We start from the raw sequence: 19,093 nt of genomic DNA, 5'->3' as shown, positions 1-19,093 counted from the left end.
GTGTAACGCGATGCGGTCAAGGTCGTGGGCATGACCGACAGCAGCGCCACTGCGACGCACTGCCCGTACTGCTCGCTCCAGTGCGGTATGCGGCTCAGTGGCGGGGCGGCCCCGCAGGTGCGGGAGCGCGCCGACTTCCCGGTCAACCGGGGCGCGCTGTGCGGCAAGGGGCAGCATGCCGCGGCGCTGCTGGCGCCGGCGGCGCGGCTGACCACGCCGCTGATGCGGGACCGGGGCGAACTGCGGTCCGTGAGCTGGGCGGTGGCGCTGGACCGGGTGGCGGCCGGCCTGTCCGCGGTGCGGGCGGAGCACGGCGCGGACGCGGTGGGGGTCTTCGGCGGTGGTGGGCTGACCAACGAGAAGGCCTACCAGCTCGGCAAGTTCGCGCGGGCGGCGCTGGGAACCGCGTCGATCGACTACAACGGCCGGTTCTGTATGTCCTCGGCCGCCGCCGCGAATCGGCTGGCGTTCGGGCTGGATCGCGGACTGCCGTTCCCGCTGGCGGACATCCCGCACACCGGGTGCCTGATCCTGGTCGGTGCCAATCCGGCCGAGACGATGCCGCCCGCCCTGCGCTACTTCCGTGAAGTGCGGGAGGACGGCGGCACGTTGATCGTGGTGGATCCGCGTCGGACGCGGACCGCCGAGCAGGCCGACCTGCATCTGCAACCGCTGCCCGGCACCGACCTCGCGCTGGCGCTCGGTCTGCTGCACGTGCTGATCGCCGACGGCCTGGTCGACGCGGAGTTCGTCGCCGCGCGCACCACGGGGTTCGCGCGGGCCCGGGCGGCCGCGATGGCGCACTGGCCGGAGCGCGTGGAGCGGATCACCGGTGTGCCGGTGGCGCAACTCCGTCTCGCGGCACATCACTTCGGGCGGGCCCGGACCGGCATGGTGCTCTCCGCGCGCGGCCCCGAGCAGCAGAGCAAGGGCACCGACACCGTCGGCGCCTGGATCAACCTCTGCCTCGCCACGGGCAAGGCCGGCCGGCCGCACTCCGGCTACGGCTGTCTGACCGGCCAGGGCAACGGCCAGGGCGGACGCGAACACGGCCAGAAGGCCGATCAGCTCCCCGGTTACCGCTCCATCGAGGACCCGGCCGCCCGTGCCCATGTCGCCGCGGTCTGGGGCGTCGCCCCGGAGGCGCTGCCGCGCTCGGGGCGTACCGCCTACGAGCTGCTGGACAGCCTCGGCCGGTCCGGTCCGGAGGGGGTGCGCGCGCTGCTGGTGATGGGGTCCAATCCAGTGGTCTCCGCGCCGCGCGCCGCCCATGTCACCGCGCGACTGCGGGCGTTGGACCTGCTGGTCGTCTCCGATGTGGTGCTCTCGGAGACCGCGCAGCTGGCCGATGTGGTGCTGCCGAGCACCCAGTGGGCGGAGGAGACCGGCACGCTGACCAACGTGGAGGGGCGGGTGGTCCTGCGGCAGCAGGCGACCGCTCCCCCGCCCGAGGTCCGCAGCGATCTGTGGATCCTGCGCGAGCTGGCCGAACGTCTGGGTGGTGAGGGGGACGGCGGGCAACACCCCGTCACTCGGGTCCGGTTCGACGACGATCCGGAGGCCGTCTTCGCCGAGCTGCGTCGGGCCTCGGCGGGCGGGCAGGCGGACTACGCGGGCATCAGCTACGACCGGATCCGCGCCGAGGACGGTGTCTTCTGGCCCTGTCCGAGCGAGGAGCATCCCGGGACGCCGCGTCTCTTCCTGGACTCCTTCGCCACGCCCGACGGTCGGGCGCGGTTCGCCGCGGTCGGCCACCGGCCGGCGGCGGAGGAGCCCGATGCGGAGTATCCGCTGTACCTGACCACCGGCCGGGTGCTGGCGCAGTACCAGAGCGGTGCGCAGACCCGCCGGGTCACCGCGCTCACCGACGCCGTGCCCGGCCCGTTCGTGGAACTGCATCCGCGGCTGGCGGCGCGGCTCGGTGTCGCGGAGGGTGCGCCGCTCGCGGTGGTCTCCCGGCGCGGCCGGGCCGTCGCCCCGGCGCGGATCACCGAGGCGATCCGGCCGGACACGGTCTTCATGCCGTTCCACTGGCCCGGTCCCGGCCGGGCCAACACGGTGACCAATCCCGCGTTGGATCCGACGTCGAAGATGCCCGAATTCAAGGTCTGCGCCGTGCGGTTGGAAGCGTTGCAAGGGGAGCGGGAACGCGTCGCGGGGAGCGGTGAGCGCATATGAAGGAGCCTCGTATAGCGGTCGTCGGGGCGGGTATGGCCGCGGCGCGGTTCGCCGAGCGGTACCACGCGCTGGGCGGGTCCGGGCGGGTCACGCTCTACGGCGCCGAGCCGCGCGCCCCGTACAACCGCGTCCTGCTCGCCCACGTGCTGACCGGCCGCTATGACGCCGAGGCCCTCACTCTGCCGTCCGGGGATGCGGTCGTGCGGCCCGGCTGCGAGGTGGTGGCCGTCGACACCGCGGCGCGCACGCTTGCCCTCGCGGACGGTCGGAGTGCGGCGTACGACGAGCTGGTGCTGGCCACCGGTGCCAATCCGGTGCTGCCGCCCGTGCGCGGTCTGCGCCGTGGCGACGGGCGCGGGCTGCGGGACGGTGTGCACGCCCTGCGGACGCTTGCCGACTGCGCCCGGCTCGCGGAGGACGCCGTCCACGCCAAGCGGGCCGTCGTCGTCGGCGGTGGGGTGCTGGGGGTGAGTGCGGCGCGGGCGCTGGCCGCGCTCGGGCTCGAGGTGGAGATCGTGCACCAGGCCCCGTACTTGGTGGAGCGCCAACTCGACGCGGAGGCCGCGACCGCGTTGCGGGGCGCCCTGCGCGCGTTGGGCGTCGAGGTCTATCTCGGCAACCGCGCCCGGGCCCTGACCGAGGACGGCGAGGTCGAGCTGGCCAACGGCTATCGGCTGGGCACCGATCTCGTGGTGCTGGCCTGCGGTGTGCGGCCGCGTACCGCGCTCGCGCATGCCGCGGGCCTGGCGGTCGGCGCGGGAGTCGTCGTCGACGACGCCCTCGCGACCTCCGCCCGGCGGGTGCACGCGCTCGGCGACTGCATCCAGCACCGCGGCATCGTCCACGGGCTGGCCGAACCGGCCTGGGAGCAGGCGGACGTGCTCGCCGCCCGGCTCTCCGGTGCCGCCCCGGACGCCCGCTACACCGGCTCCCGGCCGCTGGCCCGGCTCAGCGCCGGGCCGCTGGAGTACGCGGCCTTCGGCGAGGTCCACCTCGACGAGAGCGCCCCGGGTGCCGACCCGGGACTGGCCGTGGTGCGTCTGGCCGATGCCACTCGCGGCAGCTACAAGAAGCTCGTGCTGCGCGGGGACCGCCTGGTCGGCGCGATCCTCCTCGGCGACCTGACCACCGTCGGCGACCTCGCCCGCGCACTGGAGCGCGACGAGCCGCTGCCCGATCACCCTCTGCACCTGCTCACGACCCTCGGAGCCGCCTCATGACGCAGCGCCCCTCGAACCGCCCGCTCAAGGACCTGGTCCTGGTCGGCCATGGCATGGTCGGCCAGCGCTTCCTGGAGACCTTCGTCGAGCAGCCCGGCGCCGCGCGGTGGCGGATCACCGTGCTCGCGGAGGAACCCCGCGCGGCCTATGACCGGGTCCATCTGACCTCGTGGTTCTCCGGCACCAGCACCGAGGAGCTCTCCCTGACCCCGGCCGGTTTCCTCGCCGAGCACGGCATCGACCTGCGGCTGTCCGACCCGGCGACCGCGATCGACCGCGACGCCCGCACCGTCGGCTGCGCCTCCGGCGCGACGCTGCGCTACGACGCGCTGGTGCTGGCCACCGGCTCCGCCCCGTTCGTGCCGCCGGTCCCCGGCCACGACGCCCCCGGCTGCCACGTCTACCGCACCATCGAGGACCTGCAACGCATCCGGGCCGAGGCGGAGTCGGACGGTACCCGGATCGGTGTGGTCGTCGGCGGCGGGCTCCTGGGGCTGGAGGCCGCCGGCGCGCTCACGGCCCTGGGCCTGACGACCCATGTCGTGGAGTTCGCCCCGCGCCTGATGGCCCTCCAGGTCGACGAGGGCGGCGGCCGACTGCTGCGCCGCAAGATCGAGGATCTCGGGGTCTATGTGCACACCGGGGCGGGCACCCAGTCCCTCGTCACCGGCGACGACGGCCGGGTCCGCGCCATGGGGCTGTCCGACGGCCGCGAGCTCCCCGCCGACCTGGTGGTCTTCTCCGCCGGTGTGCGGCCGCGCGATCAGCTGGCCCGTGACTGCGGACTGCCGGTCGGGGAGCGCGGCGGCATCGTCGTCGACGAGCGCTGCCGCACCCGGGACCCGTACGTCCATGCCATCGGCGAGTGCGCGCTGACCGTCGACGGCAGGGTCTACGGTCTGGTCGCGCCCGGCTATGCGATGGCGGAGACCGCCGCCCGCTCGCTGCTCTCCGAAGAGCAGGGGCAACTGCCCGAGGACCAGCACCTCTTCACCGGGGCGGACACCTCCACCAAGCTCAAACTGCTCGGGGTCGACGTCGCGAGTTTCGGCGATGCGCACGGCGCCACGGAGGGCGCGGCCGACGTCCTTTACACCGACAGCCGGGCCGGGATCTACAAGAAGCTGGTCATCGGCCGGGACGGTCGGCTCCTCGGCGGGGTGCTGGTCGGTGACACCGAGTCCTACGGCCTGCTGCGCCCCCTCTCGATGGGCGGCAAGCCGCTCACCACCGCGCCCGAGCAGCTGGTGCTGCCCGCCGGGCTCGCGCCGGCGGCCGGGCCGGCCGTGCTGCCGGACGACGCGGTCGTCTGCTCCTGCCACAACGTCACCAAGGGCGCCCTCCGCGCCGCGGTGTCCGAGCAGGGCTGCACCACCGTTCCCGAGGTCAAGAAGTGCACCAAGGCCGGTACCGGCTGCGGTAGTTGTGTCAAGCAGCTCGGCACGCTCGTGGCCGAGGAGCTGGCGGCCGGCGGCGTCACCGTCGACACCGGCCTGTGCGAGCACTTCGGGCACACCCGTGCCGAGCTCTACGAGATCGTCCAGGTGGCCGGGATCGCCACCTTCGGGGAGCTGCTGGACCGGTACGGGCGGGGCGGTGAGGGCTGCGAGATCTGCAAGCCGGTCGTCGCCTCGATCCTGGCGAGCCTGGCCGGTGGCCACATCCTCGACGGGGAGCAGGGCGCCCTCCAGGACACCAACGACCACTTCCTCGCCAACTTGCAGCGCAACGGCTCCTATTCGGTCGTCCCGCGGGTCCCCGGTGGTGAGATCACTCCGGAGGGTCTGATCACCATCGGGGAGATCGCCCGCGACTTCGGCCTCTACACCAAGATCACCGGCGGTCAGCGCATCGACCTCTTCGGCGCCTCCGTCGACCAGCTCCCCCTGATCTGGCGCCGCCTGGTCGATGCCGGCTTCGAGTCCGGCCACGCCTACGGCAAGTCGCTGCGGACGGTGAAGTCCTGCGTGGGCGAGACCTGGTGCCGCTACGGCGTGCAGGACTCGGTCGGGCTCGCCATCGAACTGGAGCTGCGCTACCGGGGGCTGCGCTCGCCGCACAAGATCAAGGCGGCTGTCTCGGGCTGTGCCCGCGAGTGCGCCGAGGCCCAGGGCAAGGACTTCGGCATCATCGCCACCTCCGCGGGCTGGAACCTCTACATCGGCGGCAACGGCGGTATGACGCCCCGCCATGCCGACCTGCTGGCGGCCGACCTGGACAAGAAGACCCTGATCCAGACGATCGACCGGTTCCTGATGTTCTATCTGCGCACCGCCGACCGCCTGGAGCGCACCGCTACCTGGCTGGACCGGATCGACGGCGGCCTGGACCACGTCCGAGCGGTGGTGCTGGACGACTCGCTGGGCATCTGCGCCGAGCTCGAACTGCAGATGGAGCGTCATATCGACCGCTACGAGGACGAGTGGGCCGCGGTGCTCGCCGATCCGGAACGGCTGCGCCGCTTCACCTCCTTCGTCAACGCCCCCGGCACCCCCGACCCGGCCGTGACCTTCGTGCCCGAGCGCGGCCAGATCCGCCCGGCCCGTCCCGGCGAGGACGGGCACCCCCTCACCCCGGCGCTGGTCGCCGGCCCCCGACTGGAGGTACGCACCGCATGACCGACACGGCACCCCGGACCAGCACGGCGAACGGGACCAGCGCGCCGGTGGAGACAGGCACGGCACTCGGGGCGGGCCCGGCGGTCGGCACCGTGGAGATCCAGGACGGCCAGGAATGGACCCGGGTCTGCGCCTATGACGAGCTCACCCCCGGGCGCGGCGTCGCCGCCCTCAGCGCCGGTGGCCGGCAGGTCGCGGTCTTCCGGGACCGCGCGGGCGGGTTGTACGCGGTCGACAACCGCGATCCGTTCAGCGGCGCCCATGTCCTCTCGCGCGGCATCCTGGGCAGCCGCGCGGGCGCACCGACCCTGGCCTCACCGATGTACAAGCAGACCTTCGACCTGCGCGACGGCCGCTGCCTGGACGAGGAGACCGCCCCCGACGGCCGCCCCGCGATCCTGCGCACCTTCCCGGTCCGCGTGGCGCCGCCCACCGCATAGCGCCCGCGCACCACACCCCGTGCGCGTGCCGTAGGTCCGGGCATCCCCTCTACGGCACGCTGCTCGCGGGCGTCGGCGGCGGCTCGATGCCGCGTCCCCCCACCGCCGACGCCCGCCCATAACGGTCGAAAACCCAGCTCATCAGGGCCCCGTCAAGAGGTCCGGGCAGCGCTTGCGGCCGGCTGCCGCATGGCATTCGATGGTGACGTGAACAGCGCCTGGCCCCTGCCCGAGCATCCGCCCCATCCGGCGGACCCGCAGCACGCCTCGCGCTGCCCGGAGACCGCTCCCGCCCCCTGACACGTCTCCGCACGCCGCACCCGCAGGCCACCGCGACCTGACGACTGGGCCCCCTTTTGCGTACCCGGACTCCCTCACGCTGAGGGCCGGTTCGGCGCACCCATCGTCGCTCAGGCTCCCGCGCGGGCCCCAGCCCTCCCCTCCCCCGCGCCAGTCCGAAGGAGCCCTCATGTTCGAAGTGTCGCCCCATCAGCTCCCGGGTCTCGCCGGCCGGTTCGCCGACGGCCCCCCTGGCGCGACGGCGCTCTCCCACCACGCGCTGATCAGCGGCGCCGGTCGCTGGTGGGTCGACCGGGTGCACGCCCCTCGCGCGGTGGCCGTCTCCTGCGCCGACCATGTGCTCTTCCGCGGCGACCCCACCGCGCTGGCGCCGCTCTCCCTGGCCGGATTCGCCGCCCACTACGTCCAGGCGCCCGCCCGCTTCCTGCCCCTGCTGGGCAGCTCGTTCGACCTGCTCGTGCCCTGGGAACGCATGGTGTACCTGCACCGCGTGCCGGTTGCCGTGCCGCGTACGCCCCGTGGCGTGAAGGTGCGCCGACTGGTTCCCCAGGACGCCGAGGCACTGAGCGCACTTGACGCGAACAACTCCTGGATTCAGGCCAGTTGGGGTGGGCCGGCAGGGCTCGCCGCCTCCGGGCACGGCTGGGGCGCCTTCCATGCGGGCCGTGTCCTGGCCGTCGCCTGTACGTACTTCCGCGGCAGCACATACGAGGACATCGCCTGTGTGACCCTGCCCGAACACCGCCGCCAACGCCTCGCCCTCGCCTGCGTCACCGCCCTGTGCCGGGACATCGCCGCCCGGGGCCACACCCCGAGCTGGACCTGCTCCCGCGACAACCGCGCCAGCCGCCTCCTCGCCTGGACCGCCGGCTTCCGCCTGACGGACGAGTACGTCCACTACGTCACCGGCCAACCGGTCCGGCAAGGCGCCGGGCTCCTCGTGGAAACCACGGAGCCGTTCGCGATGACCGAGGTCGGCTAGAGCCGGGCCTCCCCCTCTGTCACAGCAATCCTCGACGGACCGTCAGCACTGCGTTTTCTGACCACCGGTGATCACGCCTCAGCTCCGCACGGGCCGATATCCGCTGCCCTGGCGCCGCCACCGCCCCACGGGCCCCTCGCGCGCCTCGTCGTGGGCAACGTCCACGCCATCCCGGCCAGGACGTCGTCAGGGTCATAGCGGTTGGGCTCAACGGTCGAGCGGGATGTGATGCCCCGTCAGTCAACCCGGAGCGTCAGACGTCTCTCGCCGCCGATCGCTTGCGTCCGACCGGGTTCTTGATACCCCCCTACGGCTCGTTGCCAGGTTCGTGTACGGACCGTAACTGGTACTTAGATCGGTATGAGACGAAAATCCTATTCATCGCCGTTTGGCCTACATTCGGGATTTTCCCGTCTGGCCGCGGCAGCGCTGGCGCTCTTTGTCGGTGCCGGCATGTCGACGACGGCGGATGCCGTCGGCCCCTCGCACACCCAGCCCGTCAAAGCCCACGCGCGCCAGGGCAACGGTTCGCCGCTGGTCCAGGAGACGTTTACGCAGGCCACGGCACCGGAGTTCACTGGGGTGGGGTCGGCCTGTCTCACCGGTGCACCGACCGCCGCCGCACCGGGGCCGGGGGACCATCCCCTCGGCGGCTGCCCTCCGAGCACCGGCCCGGTGCCTCCGCCGAACGGTGCGCCGCACGGCTACCTCCAGCTGACCGACGCGTCCAACGACCAGTCAGGTGCCGTCCTCTACAACCAGGCACTGCCCGCCAACGAGGGTCTCAACGTCACGTTCGACCAGTGGCAGTACGGGAGCACCACCCCGAACACCCCCGCCGACGGGATCTCGTTCTTCCTGGTCAACGGTGACACCGCACTGACCCAGCCGGGGGCCTTCGGCGGCAGCCTCGGGTACGCGCAGAAGCTTCCCAACGACGACCCCAACGCCACGTTCCTGCCCGGCGTGGACCGCGGCTACCTGGGCGTCGGCCTCGACGTCCTCGGGAACTACTTCGGTGACTGGGAGCACCGTGGCAACGGTTGCCCCAACCGCTCGCCCGCCGGTACGGCATTCCATGTGCCCGCACCCGGCCCCAACATGGTCACGGTGCGCGGCCCCGGCGACGGTTTTGAGGGCTACTGCTTCCTGACCGCCACCACCAGCAACTTCACCACGACCGGCCCGTGGCCGTCGACCCTCCCCGGAAAGTTGCAGGGGCCGCTGACGACGCTGCCCCCGGGCGTCACCCCCGCCGAGGCGGAGACCGCGCTCGAACCGTCGCGCCGCAGGGTGCACATCGAGCTCACCCCGGCGCCCAACCCGGTGCTGACGGTGTCGATCGACTTCAATGACGGTACCGGCTCCCACCAGGTGCTCAGCACGCCCGCACCGACCCCGGTGCCCCCCACCTACAAGTTCGGTTTTGCGGGCTCCACCGGCTCCTTCACCGACGTCCACCTCATTCGCAACGTGGACGTCACCAGTGACCAGCCACTTCCGGAGCTGAACCTCGTCAAGCAGGTGCGGCAACCGCTACCAGGTGATCTGGTCGCCGGCACCCAGGTGCCCTATGACTTCGTGGTGACCAACTCCGGAACGACGGACATCACCGATCTCGCGGTCAACGACCCGAAGATCGGCCCGGTGTCGTGTCCCACAACGACACTGGCGAGCGGTCATACAGTGACCTGTACCGCGACCTATACCGTCACAGCCGCCGATGTGAGACATGGCTCCATCGACAACACCGCCACCGCGACAGGCAATTCGAACGGTACGCCAGTCACCTCGCCGCCATCCTCGGAGAGCGTGCCCATCGAACGACCACCCGGCCTGGAGGTGGAGAAGAAGGCCACCACCCCCGGTCCGTACGCCGTCGGGCAGACGGTCGAATTCGCCTACACCGTCACCAACACGGGCGGCACGGAGCTGACCAACGTCCATGTGAACGACGACCACGTCCACAACATCACGTGTGACTCGACCACACTGACGCCTGCGGAAACCCCGGGTGATACCACCACCTGTCGCGGCACCTACACGATCACCGCGAACGACGGCACGGTCGGCCACGTGACCAACATCGCCACGGCGACCGGCACCTCGAACGGCCAGGAGATCACCTCTCCGGAGACCGAGCAGACGCTGGAGGTGGGCGCGCCCCACATCTCGCTGACCAAGCAGGCGACGTCGCCGGGTCCGTTCACCGTCGGAAGCACGGTCGACTACACCTACAGCGTCACCAACACCGGTACTCTCCCGTTGCACGACGTGCTGGTCAGTGACGACCGCGTCGCCGACATCACCTGTGACGCGACCACGCTCGCCCCCGGCGCCACAACCACCTGCCACGGCATCTACACCGTCACGCAGGCCGACCTCGACAACTGCAACAACACCATCCCCTGCACCGTCACCAACGTGGCGACGGCGGCGGGCACCGACCCGCAGGGCAACCAGATCGCCAGCGAGCCCTCCGACGCCACCATCACCGTGACGCCGGCGCCCACGCCTCAGATCTCGCTGAAGAAGGAGGTGACCTCGCAAGGGCCGTTCACCGTCGGGAGCACGGTCGACTACACCTACACCGTCACCAACACCGGCAACACCCCGCTCCGCGACGTGACCGTCACCGACGACCGCGTCACCAACGTCACCTGCGAAACGACGACACTGGGCCCCGGGGCCTCCGCCACCTGCCACGGCACCTACACCGTCACCGAAGCCGACGCCACAGCCGGCCACGTGACCAACACAGCAACCGCCAGCGGCACCGACCCGCAAGGGCAAACGGTCACCAGCGAACCCTCCCAGGTCACCATCACCGTCCAACCCGCACCCGCGCCCCACATCACCGTCAAGAAAGAGGTGACCTCGCAGGGGCCGTTCACCGTCGGGAGCACGGTCGACTACACCTACACCGTCACCAACACCGGCAACACCCCGCTCCGCGACGTGACCGTCACCGACGACCACGTCACCAACGTCACCTGCGAAACGACGACACTGGGCCCCGGGACCTCCACCACCTGCCACGGCACCTACACCGTGACCCCGGAAGACGGCACCGTCGGCCATGTGACCAACACGGCGACGGCGAGCGGCACCGACCCGCAGGGGCAGACGGTCACCAGCGAACCCTCCCAGGTCACCATCACCGTGACGCCGGCGCCCGCGCCCCACATCACCGTGAAGAAAGAGGTGACCTCGCAGGGGCCGTTCACCGTGGGAAGCACGGTCGACTACACCTACACCGTCACCAACACCGGCAACACCCCGCTCCATGACGTGACCGCCAATGACGACCGCGTCACCAACGTCACCTGTGAGGCGACCACGCTCGAACCTGGGGCCTCGACCACCTGCCACGGCACCTACACGGTCACCGAAGCCGACGCCACAGCCGGCCACGTGACCAACACGGCGACCGCCAGCGGCACCGACCCGCAGGGGCAGACGGTCACCAGCGAACCCTCCCAGGTCACCATCACCGTGACGCCGGCAACCGCAGCGCACATCACGTTGAAGAAGGAGGTGACCTCGAGGGGGCCGTTCACCGTGGGAAGCACGGTCGAGTACACCTACACCGTCACCAACACTGGCAACACCCCGCTCCATGACGTGACGGTCAGGGACGACCTCGTCTCCCATGTGACCTGTGAGGCGACCACGCTCGAACCCGGGGCCTCGACCACCTGTCACGGCACGTTCACGATCACCCAGGCCGACATCGACAAGTGCAAGATGCCCCAGGGCGGCGAGGATCACGGCAAGACCTGCACCATCACCAACGTGGCGGTGGCGACGGGCATCGACCCGCAGGGTCAGAAGGTCACCAGCGAGCCCGCTCGGGCCACCATCACCGTGAAGGTGGAGAAGCGCCCCTGCCCGCCCGACGGTGGTCACAAGCCGTGCCGTCCGAAGCCTCCCGGCCATCGGCCTCCTGGTGGCCACAAGCCGCCCCACGGGAACCGGCCGCCCTGCGGTCACATGCCTCCCGGCGGCCACCTGCCCCTTGGCGGCAACCGGCCTCCCTGCGGCGAGATGCCGCCTGGCGGCCCCATGGTTACCGGCCACGGGAGTGACGCGCGAATCGCACCCGAGATGCGCTGAAACCCGATGGTCTAGGGAGCACCCTTCGTAGTTCGCTCCACCGAGCCCCCTCCGGACATTCCGGAGGGGGCTCGGCGCGTTCCCGGCCGGCTCGGTCGGTGTGCTGTGCGGTCCGGCGTGTCTACGGCTTCGGGCCTGAGGGGTCGGCGTCGGCTGCTGCCCGTCCCAGGAAGAGGCTGGTGAGCACCTTCACGGGTGCGCGTCCGCCGTGTTCCTCGACGATGCGGGCGGTCTCGTCGAGGATCAGATGTCGGGACTCGGGCGGGAGTGCGCGGTAGCCGGCGTAGGAGGCGAGCAGGCCGATGAGCTCCGGCGTGGAGCGTTCGTGTACGGAGGTGTAGAGGCGGTGGTCGGGGTCGAGGAAGCCGTTGGCCGTCATATCGCGCCACTGGCGGGCCTGTGGGCCCCGGCGGGCGGGCCGGGGACCGGGGTCGAGGAGGGTGTCCGCCGGTATCGCGATGCCGCGTCGGGTGTGGGCGGCGGTGAGCCGGTCCGCCAGTTCGCCGCTCTGGAGGAACCAGTGGTTCCAGAAGAGGGCTATCGCTCCGCCCGGAGAGAGCGCGGCCCGGGCCCGGGCCCAGCGCACGGCTGGATCGACCCAGTGCCAGGCCTGGGCGCTGTACAGCAGTCCGTAGTGTCGCGTGGGACGCCAGGACTCGAAGTCGGTGATGGTGATGGTGACTTGAGGCAGTTGTGCGCAGCGGTGGCCGAGGACCTGGGCCATGCGGGCGTCCGGTTCGATGCATGTCACCGGGATGCCGGCCCGCGCGAAGGGCAGTGTCGCCTTGCCCGTTCCGGCACCGGCTTCCAGTGCCGGCTCGCCCTCTCCGAGGGCGGCGAAGTCCAGGACGTCCTCGATGAGTTGCCGGGGGTAGCCGGGCCTGGCCGTGTCGTACTGTTCGGCGTCGTCGCCGAAGATGTGGCGACGTGCCCGCGTCGGTGCCGGGTCGTCGCCGGGAGTTCCCTGCGGCATGAGCGTCAGCGTAGGCGACGCGCGCTGCGGGTGGGAGGGGGCGATTATGCGGTGTCGGAGTGCGGACGTCCGTCGTCCTCGGCGGTGTTCTGACCACCTGTGGTGAACAGCCTGTTGAGGTGGTGGTCGAGGGCGGTGAGCGCTTCCTGGGGTGCGACCACGTCCAGTTCGATGAGGGTGCTGAAGCCGGTGAGTGCGAGGAGCAGGTTGGTCTCGGCCACCGGGTCGCGGTCGGGGCCGATGTGGCCGTCGGCGATGGCCCGGCGGAGCAGTTGCTCGATGAGCAGGCGTCCTTGGGCCATGCCGTCGCGTGCCTGTGCGTGGATGTTCTCGTTGTGCAGCGCCTCCAGGACGTAGGCGGCGCTCATCCGGCTGGCCGCGCGGGCGTCGGCGTGCAGGGGGAGCATCTCCGTGAGCATCACCCGGATTACGTCGCGGGGGTGCGGTCGGTCGCCCAGTGCCGCAAGGCCCTGGGCGATGCGCTGTGTCTGCTGTTCGGTCGCGAGCTCCATGGCGAAGGAGAGCATCGCTTCCCGGGAGGTGAAGTAGTGCTGGAGCGCGCCGTGGGAGATGCCGGCTTCCTTCGCGACCTCGCGGACGGACAGCTGGGAGACGCCGCGTTGCTCCACCACCTGCCAGAGCGCCCGGGCGATCTCTTCACGGCGTTCGCGATGATCCACCTGCTTCGGCATCGTCGCGTCCTCCGTGGCCTTCCGCTTCCCGCTCGTACGGCCGACATCATACGCGTGGCCGAAATCCCTGGCCCGTGGGCGTCGGGGGGTGGGCGACGGCCGCGGGGTGCGGCCGGCGGGAGCGCGGTCGGCGGGAGCGCGGTCGGCGGGAGCGCGGCTGCGCGCCGGGGCGTGTTCCGCCCCGGCGCGTGCCGTCGGGTCAGCAGCTCAGGTGGTCGCCTGGCGTGGTCCCGAGGATCTGCGTGAAGCGCTTGTAGTTGTCGATCCGGCTCTGCACCTGGCCGGGGTTGCCGCCGTTGCACTCGATGGAACCGTTGATGCTGCGGATGGTTTCACCGAAGCCGCGGCCGTTGACGATGGCGTCGTGCGGGGTCATGGTGCCCGCGCCGTTCTGGGTGTTCCAGAACCAGAGCCCGGTCTTCCAGGAAACGGCGGGGTCCTTCTCCACCAGGTACGGGTTGTGGAGCAGGTCGATGCCCAATGCGTCGCCGGCGGCCTTGTAGTTGTAGTTCCAGCTGAGCTGGAGCGGACCGCGTCCGTAGTAGGCGGCCTGACCGGCCGGGCATCCGTACGGCTTGCTGGCGTCGCAGTAGTGGGGGTAGTTGCCGGTGTTCTGTTCCACCACGTAGACGAGTCCGCCGGTCTCGTGGCCGACGTTCGCCAGGAAGGCCGCGGCCTCCTGGCGCTTGACGGTGTCGTTCCCGGTGTTCGCAAACTTCGGGTAGGCGCTCAGCGCGGAGACCAGGCCCTGGTAGGTGTAGAACTTGTTCCGGTTCGGGAACATCTGGTTGAACTGCGCCTCGCTGACGACGAATCCCTCGATTCGGGTGCCGGCGCCGGCCGGGGCCGTACAGGAGGCGGAGACGCAATCGGCCGCCGCTGCCGCGGGCGAGGCCGGTAAGGCGAGGGCGAGGCCCATGGCCATGGTGGTGGCGCTCAACATGGTGGCAAGGCGAGAGCTCATGACGGTGACTCCTTCGTGCGGCCGGACTCCCGCGCAGCACGGGGCCGGCAGTGGCGGATGGATGAAGGGTCGTACGGGACAGGCCTGTTGACGCCCGCGTCGGGGGCGGTCAACCGCTGCCACCGGAAGAGGGGCGACGGTCCAAAGCGCCGTCACCCTGTGGGTGGCCGCGCGGATATATCCACACCCATGGATGCCCGGGGCAGTGGGCCGAACACCCAGGGTTGCCCTTCACGCCAGAAGATTGGGGAATTCCCTAAGGGAAGGGTGACTAAGGAGACGGCGGGTGCGACAGATGCCTTCTGAGGTCTTCGCTGTCGGTCGCTGAGCGCAGGCGACCGGGCACCCTTCGTCCGGAGGCCCGGTGGTGTCGAGGAGGCGTCAGCCTCACTCCTGCTTGTCCCTGCGGCGGGTCATCCGCCTCTCGCCCGTGGCGAACGCCGCCACCAGGTTGGCGCCGCGTGCTGCCAGTGCGCGCCGGCGCTCCCAGCGCGAGCGCGGGCGCACGTTCGCTCGGGTGCCCTGCGGCGCGAGCGCTTGCGCGGTGAGGCGCCGGCCGGCCTGGGCGAGGTCGGCCAGGATGCGTTCACGTTCGCGGTCGTTGGGCGCACTGCGCAGCGCGGTGTACAGGCCCTCGATCTCGGCCACGGCCGCCCCCATGCGCAGGTTCGTGCTCCCTGTCGCTGACATCCCGCCCCACGCCACTGACAGCCTCCTTCGTATGAACGGTCGTCCAGCGCACCACACTTGCCTACGTGCGCAATACTGCAACCTTACTTGAAGAGGGGGCCCTGCGGCTCGGGAGAATCCACGATCGGTCAGCAAATTCGGGAGGGGGAGAAAGGTCCAACCCTCAACTGCCGCAACGGGACTGCGGTCGTACCGTAGTGGATCGGTCTTCGCGCGGAGTGCCACGAGGGGGCGGTGCGGCGGGTGTTGACAGTCCAAGGCGGTCGAGGCTCGGGTCCCGGTCCCTGGGCGAAGGGGTGCTTCGGTGCACGCGGTTCCGGGGCTATGCGATGTCGGCAGTCGTGGGAGAGGCCGGGTCGCCCGGCCTCTCCCAGAGGTGTGGTGCCGTGGCCGGGTTACCGGTTGAGTGCCCGGCGTAGGGTGATGCCGCTGTGGCCCCGCCGCCGATCACGTACCGGAACAGGAACCACAGCAGGGCGGGGCAGCCGAACAGTGCGCAGAAGCCCGTCACGGGTGCGATCAGGCGGCGCCCGTAGAGCCTGCGCACCGGTGGGCGGGCTGCCAGCACGAATCCGGCCAGTGCGAGTGGGCCGGCGACCAGCAGGATCCCGGTGTTGGTGAAGATCTCGCCGAACTTGTTCTTCGCCAGGTCGGTGGCCGATCCCTGGAGTGGAGAGGCGTAGAGCAGCCAGAGCGTCGCCAGGGTGCCGATGACGGTACGGGCGGTCTGCGCCCGCTCGATTCCGCTGTCCACGACGCGGTCGGGCCGGGAGGGTCGGAACACCCTCGACGCCAGTACCCAAGGCAGTGTCAGACAGCCACTGCAACCACCGCGGGTCTCCGTGTCGCTCCCCCGGTCCTGCGCACGCAAGTTCACTTGCCGCTCTCCGTGGTCCTCGGACGTCCCGAACCGTGTGCCCCATCGGCGGATTCGCAGGCCAGAGGGGTGGTTCGACAGCCGGTCACTCCTATAGGGGGGGCGGTTGACGCGCTCGCTGCACGGGGGGTGGGTAGGCTCCGGGCGCCGTTTGTCAGCGGGCCGGGGCAGCACGCCAGTTGGGCTGCGAAATCCGTCGGCGGACGTGTGGTGTGCGGGTGGTGATCCGGGCCGTGGTGCCTGTCCGCAGCGCGTCTTCGCCTGGGGTGATGCGCTCCGGATGCCTGGGCGGGCGGAGTCGGCGTCAGCCTCGTGCAGGCCGTGGGGAGTGTGTGTGATGCGGCCATGAGGACGCCCCTCGGCTGACAAGGTTGATCCATGTCGAATCTTTCACACCTCACCTATGAACGGATCGCGGAGGTCCTTCAGCAGGCCGACATGATCTCCCCCGCCACGGCACAGGCGTGCCTTGCGGAGCTCGGCTCCTCCGACCCTCACCTGACGCCCTATGATGTGGCCCTTTCCCTCCGGGAGTTCGGGGTGGCGGTGTCGATCCACTCCGATGACATCGACTTCCTGGAGGACTCCTACGGCTGGCTGCTGGACGAGGCCGCCAAGGTCACCGGCGGCGCCGTCACCGTCGCGAAGGTGCGGCTGGTCGAGGGAGAGGAGGACGAAGGGTTCGGTCCTCCCGAATTCGACTCGCGTGATGATGTCCTGGAGTTCGAGCGGAACGGCCGGTCGGTCTCCATTCCGGCCGAACACTTCTCGGAGGACTACTACGACACCGCCGCGGCCGTGCAGGCCGTAGCCGAGATGTCTCCCGACGACAGCCCGCGCGCCTTTCACATCGTCGACTTCGCGCGCGAGCGGAACGGGGTCTACGACACCGTGATGGCCCTGGTCTCGCCTGAGCAGGCGCGGATTCTGGAGGAGAATCTGGGCCTGGAGATCCGCGGAGCCAGGCACTCCGTGTCGTAACGGCGCATGGGTGCCGCTGCTCGCCGGCCACTGCGCCGCGGCGCACGGGGTGCTGATCGCTTGCGGGGCATGGGCCTATTGGCGGTCGGTCTCGCCTCCGCTGGGCCTCGGGCGGGCGCGGCGGCGTGCCCAGCCGGGCGGTCGGGAGAGCGGGGGGTGGCAGGACGCGGCGCCCTTGGTGGCCTGGATCGCGTAGTCGACGACGTCCGCCGCGTCTCCCCCCGACCTCTGGTAGACCTCGCGGAGCCGCTGTGCGCCGTTGCCGTGGGTGCGGAGCCATCCGGTGGCCTGCTCGACGAAGGGGAGGTCTCCGGCGTCCAGCAGGGCCGGTCGGATGTGCGCGATCAGCGCGTCGACGGCTTGCCAGGCCGGGACGAGGCGTCCCGTGATGCCGTGGGGCAGTTGCCCGGTCAGCCCGTAGCGGGCCGCTCGCCAACAGGAGGCGCGGAGCACCTCGTTGGGGACGGGCGGCGTGGCGGGCGGGTGGGGTTCGTGGTGCAGGGCGGTGTGGACCAGACCGCGGCACAGGGCGGTGAGCAGCAGCTCCTCGTCCACGGTGAGGGAGACGTCGGCGATCCTCAGCTCGATGGTCGGCCACTTGGCCGAGGGGCGGGCGTACCAATACAGCATCCCGTCGTCGAGGCCCGCGGCGCAGTGGACCAGTTGCTCGACGGTGGCGTGGTAGGCGGCGGCGTCGGGCAGGTGCGGGGGCGGTCCGGTGGTCAGCCACCTGGACCAGGCGATCGTGCGCCAGCTGGCGTATCCGGTGTCCGTGCCGTTGTGCACCGGGGAGTTGGAGAACAGGGCGAGCAGGGTGGGCAGCCACGGGCGCATGCGGTTGCAGGCGTGCAGGGCGTCGTCCAGGCCGTCGACGCCGACGTGGATGTGGGTGCCGCCGACGCATGAGGTGTGGGCGACCGAGCGGTAGGTCTCCTGCACGTACGCGTACCGGTCTTTGGGGGTGAAGACGGGTGGGCTCTCGACGGGCGGCATGCCGACGGCGACGAGTCGGCAGCCGTTCTCCTCGGCGGCGCGTCCGAATCGCTGGCGTCCGGAGGTCAGTTGTCCTCTCAGTTCGTCGAGGTTGTGGCAGACGCCGGTGACGAGTTCCAGCTGCGCGGCGTGCATTTCGGGTTCGGCGTGCGGGGTTGCCGACGCCAGTGTCGCGCAGACCTCCGGGCCCTTCGGTGCCAGTTGCCTGCTGTGCGGGTCGATGAGCAGGAACTCCTCCTCCACGCCGATGGTGGGCACGGTTCGCGCCCGGACGGCTGCGCCGGCGGGCGTGGGCGCTTGCCTCATGGGCGGGGACCCGCCTCCTGGCGGGGGCGGCCGTACCGGCCGGCGTCAGTCGGCTGTGCGGGAGTGTCCGGGCGGCGCACAGCGGAGGCACTCGGAGGACTCGAAGGCATGATCAAGATCGTATCGCCCGATGCTGCGGTGGCGGTGCCGGGAGAAGTAGCCAACAAATCGAGCCGGTTGGTGGCGATCTCCGGTGCGGTGATGTGGGGGTGACGGGGCGTCAGTGAGGGGTGTGATGGGGATTGTCCGGCGGTTTCCGGGACGGCTGTCGGTGATCCGGTTTCCGTGTTTCCGTGATCGACGCCCCGCGAGGCGTGATCCGCGACAGACGGCCCGGCATGGGGTGATCGTGTGGGGAGACGCCGGGTGAACTGGGCTTTGCCTGGGGCGGACGCCGGTCGTTGAAGGGCGCGCCTGCCTGTATCCCGGTGGGCGGTGGTCAAGTGCACAGGGCGGAGGCGGTGTTGGGGAGGGATGTCTTCGGTTCGGGTGGTTGCGCAGGAGCGGTTGACGGGTTCCTTGGTCATCATGGCGACCGGAAGTGGTGTGCCCGCGAGGGTGTCGGGGGCCGCGAGCGCCTCGGTGTGCGGCCGGTGGGTGGGTGTCACGCGGGTGTCGCCGTCGGCCCGTCGGGGTCCCGGAGCTTCCGTGGTGCGGCCGGCCCGGCGCGGTTCCATGGCCCTGGCCTTGCTGATCGTGCGGGGCGGGCGCGGGGAGCCGCGGATGTCGGGGAGGACGCCGTACTCGGTCTCCGGCTCGGCCG

At 70.9% G+C, this 19,093-nt stretch carries 13 protein-coding genes; 7 read left to right on the top strand and 6 right to left on the bottom strand.

What is annotated here, in order from left to right:
• The first annotated feature begins 30 nt into the window (after positions 1–30).
• The 6 genes from ACIQE0_RS33995 to ACIQE0_RS33970 all read left to right on the top strand — a co-directional run bounded on the left by ACIQE0_RS33995 (position 31) and on the right by ACIQE0_RS33970 (position 11,854).
• Positions 31–2,178, top strand: coding sequence for a molybdopterin oxidoreductase family protein (locus ACIQE0_RS33995; protein ID WP_402339158.1), 2,148 nt, complete (start codon positions 31–33; stop codon positions 2,176–2,178).
• Entirely contained in the window at positions 2,175–3,398 is a 1,224-nt protein-coding gene (locus ACIQE0_RS33990) for an FAD-dependent oxidoreductase (protein ID WP_366329701.1), read from the top strand. The genes ACIQE0_RS33995 and ACIQE0_RS33990 overlap by 4 nt, the downstream gene beginning before the upstream one ends.
• Complete coding sequence (nirB, locus tag ACIQE0_RS33985) at positions 3,395–6,016, top strand: nitrite reductase large subunit NirB (protein WP_402339155.1); 2,622 nt, start codon at positions 3,395–3,397, stop codon at positions 6,014–6,016. The genes ACIQE0_RS33990 and nirB overlap by 4 nt, the downstream gene beginning before the upstream one ends.
• Positions 6,013–6,456 carry a nitrite reductase small subunit NirD gene (gene nirD, locus ACIQE0_RS33980; protein WP_366329699.1) on the top strand — a complete coding sequence of 148 codons (444 nt, stop codon included), beginning with the start codon at positions 6,013–6,015 and terminating at the stop codon, positions 6,454–6,456. The genes nirB and nirD overlap by 4 nt, the downstream gene beginning before the upstream one ends.
• Positions 6,457–6,925: 469 nt before the next feature.
• Complete coding sequence (locus ACIQE0_RS33975) at positions 6,926–7,738, top strand: GNAT family N-acetyltransferase (RefSeq protein WP_366329698.1); 813 nt, start codon at positions 6,926–6,928, stop codon at positions 7,736–7,738.
• Between the two features lie 675 nt (positions 7,739–8,413).
• Positions 8,414–11,854, top strand: a complete 3,441-nt coding sequence (locus tag ACIQE0_RS33970) for a hypothetical protein (RefSeq protein ID WP_402339153.1) — start codon at positions 8,414–8,416, stop codon at positions 11,852–11,854.
• Between the two features lie 121 nt (positions 11,855–11,975).
• Here ACIQE0_RS33970 and ACIQE0_RS33965 read toward each other — a convergent pair whose 3' ends face one another.
• The 5 genes from ACIQE0_RS33965 to ACIQE0_RS33945 all read right to left on the bottom strand — a co-directional run bounded on the left by ACIQE0_RS33965 (position 11,976) and on the right by ACIQE0_RS33945 (position 15,927).
• Complete coding sequence (locus ACIQE0_RS33965) at positions 11,976–12,827, bottom strand: class I SAM-dependent methyltransferase (RefSeq protein ID WP_402339151.1); 852 nt, start codon at positions 12,825–12,827, stop codon at positions 11,976–11,978.
• Positions 12,828–12,871: 44 nt separating this feature from the next.
• Complete coding sequence (locus ACIQE0_RS33960; RefSeq protein WP_402339149.1) at positions 12,872–13,519, bottom strand: TetR/AcrR family transcriptional regulator; 648 nt, start codon at positions 13,517–13,519, stop codon at positions 12,872–12,874.
• Between the two features lie 199 nt (positions 13,520–13,718).
• Positions 13,719–14,483 carry a chitinase gene (locus ACIQE0_RS33955; protein ID WP_402339147.1) on the bottom strand — a complete coding sequence of 255 codons (765 nt, stop codon included), beginning with the start codon at positions 14,481–14,483 and terminating at the stop codon, positions 13,719–13,721.
• 387 nt (positions 14,484–14,870) lie between these two features.
• Positions 14,871–15,131 carry a hypothetical protein gene (locus tag ACIQE0_RS33950; protein WP_366329693.1) on the bottom strand — a complete coding sequence of 87 codons (261 nt, stop codon included), beginning with the start codon at positions 15,129–15,131 and terminating at the stop codon, positions 14,871–14,873.
• A 364-nt stretch (positions 15,132–15,495) separates the two neighbouring features.
• Positions 15,496–15,927, bottom strand: coding sequence for a hypothetical protein (locus ACIQE0_RS33945; protein ID WP_402339145.1), 432 nt, complete (start codon positions 15,925–15,927; stop codon positions 15,496–15,498).
• A 501-nt stretch (positions 15,928–16,428) separates the two neighbouring features.
• On the opposite strand from ACIQE0_RS33945, the gene ACIQE0_RS33940 reads away from it, so the two are divergent.
• The gene (locus ACIQE0_RS33940; RefSeq protein WP_402339143.1) at positions 16,429–17,031 is read left to right on the top strand and encodes a hypothetical protein; all 603 of its coding nucleotides are present in this window, start codon (positions 16,429–16,431) and stop codon (positions 17,029–17,031) included.
• 75 nt (positions 17,032–17,106) lie between these two features.
• Here the strand turns inward: ACIQE0_RS33940 and ACIQE0_RS33935 are convergent, their stop codons facing one another.
• A complete protein-coding gene (locus ACIQE0_RS33935; protein WP_402339141.1) occupies positions 17,107–18,330 on the bottom strand; it encodes a glutamate--cysteine ligase in 1,224 nt (407 codons plus the stop codon).
• Between the last annotated feature and the right edge of the window lie 763 nt (positions 18,331–19,093).

Origin of the sequence: Streptomyces sp. NPDC093097 (genome assembly GCF_044754325.1) — a bacterium.
Taxonomy (GTDB): Bacteria; Actinomycetota; Actinomycetes; order Streptomycetales; family Streptomycetaceae; genus Streptomyces.
The sequence above is the reverse complement of the archived record's forward strand: the minus strand, read 5'-3'. Positions and strand labels throughout refer to the sequence as shown.

Bases quoted from the DNA above. Each gene is read 5' to 3' on its own strand.
- nirB (WP_402339155.1), top strand. From the start codon at position 3,395: ATGACGCAGCGCCCCTCGAACCGCCCGCTCAAGGACCTGGTCCTGGTC.
- ACIQE0_RS33975 (WP_366329698.1), top strand. From the start codon at position 6,926: ATGTTCGAAGTGTCGCCCCATCAGCTCCCGGGTCTCGCCGGCCGGTTC.
- ACIQE0_RS33935 (WP_402339141.1), bottom strand. From the start codon at position 18,330: ATGAGGCAAGCGCCCACGCCCGCCGGCGCAGCCGTCCGGGCGCGAACC.
- ACIQE0_RS33990 (WP_366329701.1), top strand. From the start codon at position 2,175: ATGAAGGAGCCTCGTATAGCGGTCGTCGGGGCGGGTATGGCCGCGGCG.
- ACIQE0_RS33960 (WP_402339149.1), bottom strand. From the start codon at position 13,519: ATGCCGAAGCAGGTGGATCATCGCGAACGCCGTGAAGAGATCGCCCGG.
- ACIQE0_RS33955 (WP_402339147.1), bottom strand. From the start codon at position 14,483: ATGAGCTCTCGCCTTGCCACCATGTTGAGCGCCACCACCATGGCCATG.
- ACIQE0_RS33965 (WP_402339151.1), bottom strand. From the start codon at position 12,827: ATGCCGCAGGGAACTCCCGGCGACGACCCGGCACCGACGCGGGCACGT.
- ACIQE0_RS33995 (WP_402339158.1), top strand. From the start codon at position 31: ATGACCGACAGCAGCGCCACTGCGACGCACTGCCCGTACTGCTCGCTC.
- nirD (WP_366329699.1), top strand. From the start codon at position 6,013: ATGACCGACACGGCACCCCGGACCAGCACGGCGAACGGGACCAGCGCG.
- ACIQE0_RS33940 (WP_402339143.1), top strand. From the start codon at position 16,429: ATGTCGAATCTTTCACACCTCACCTATGAACGGATCGCGGAGGTCCTT.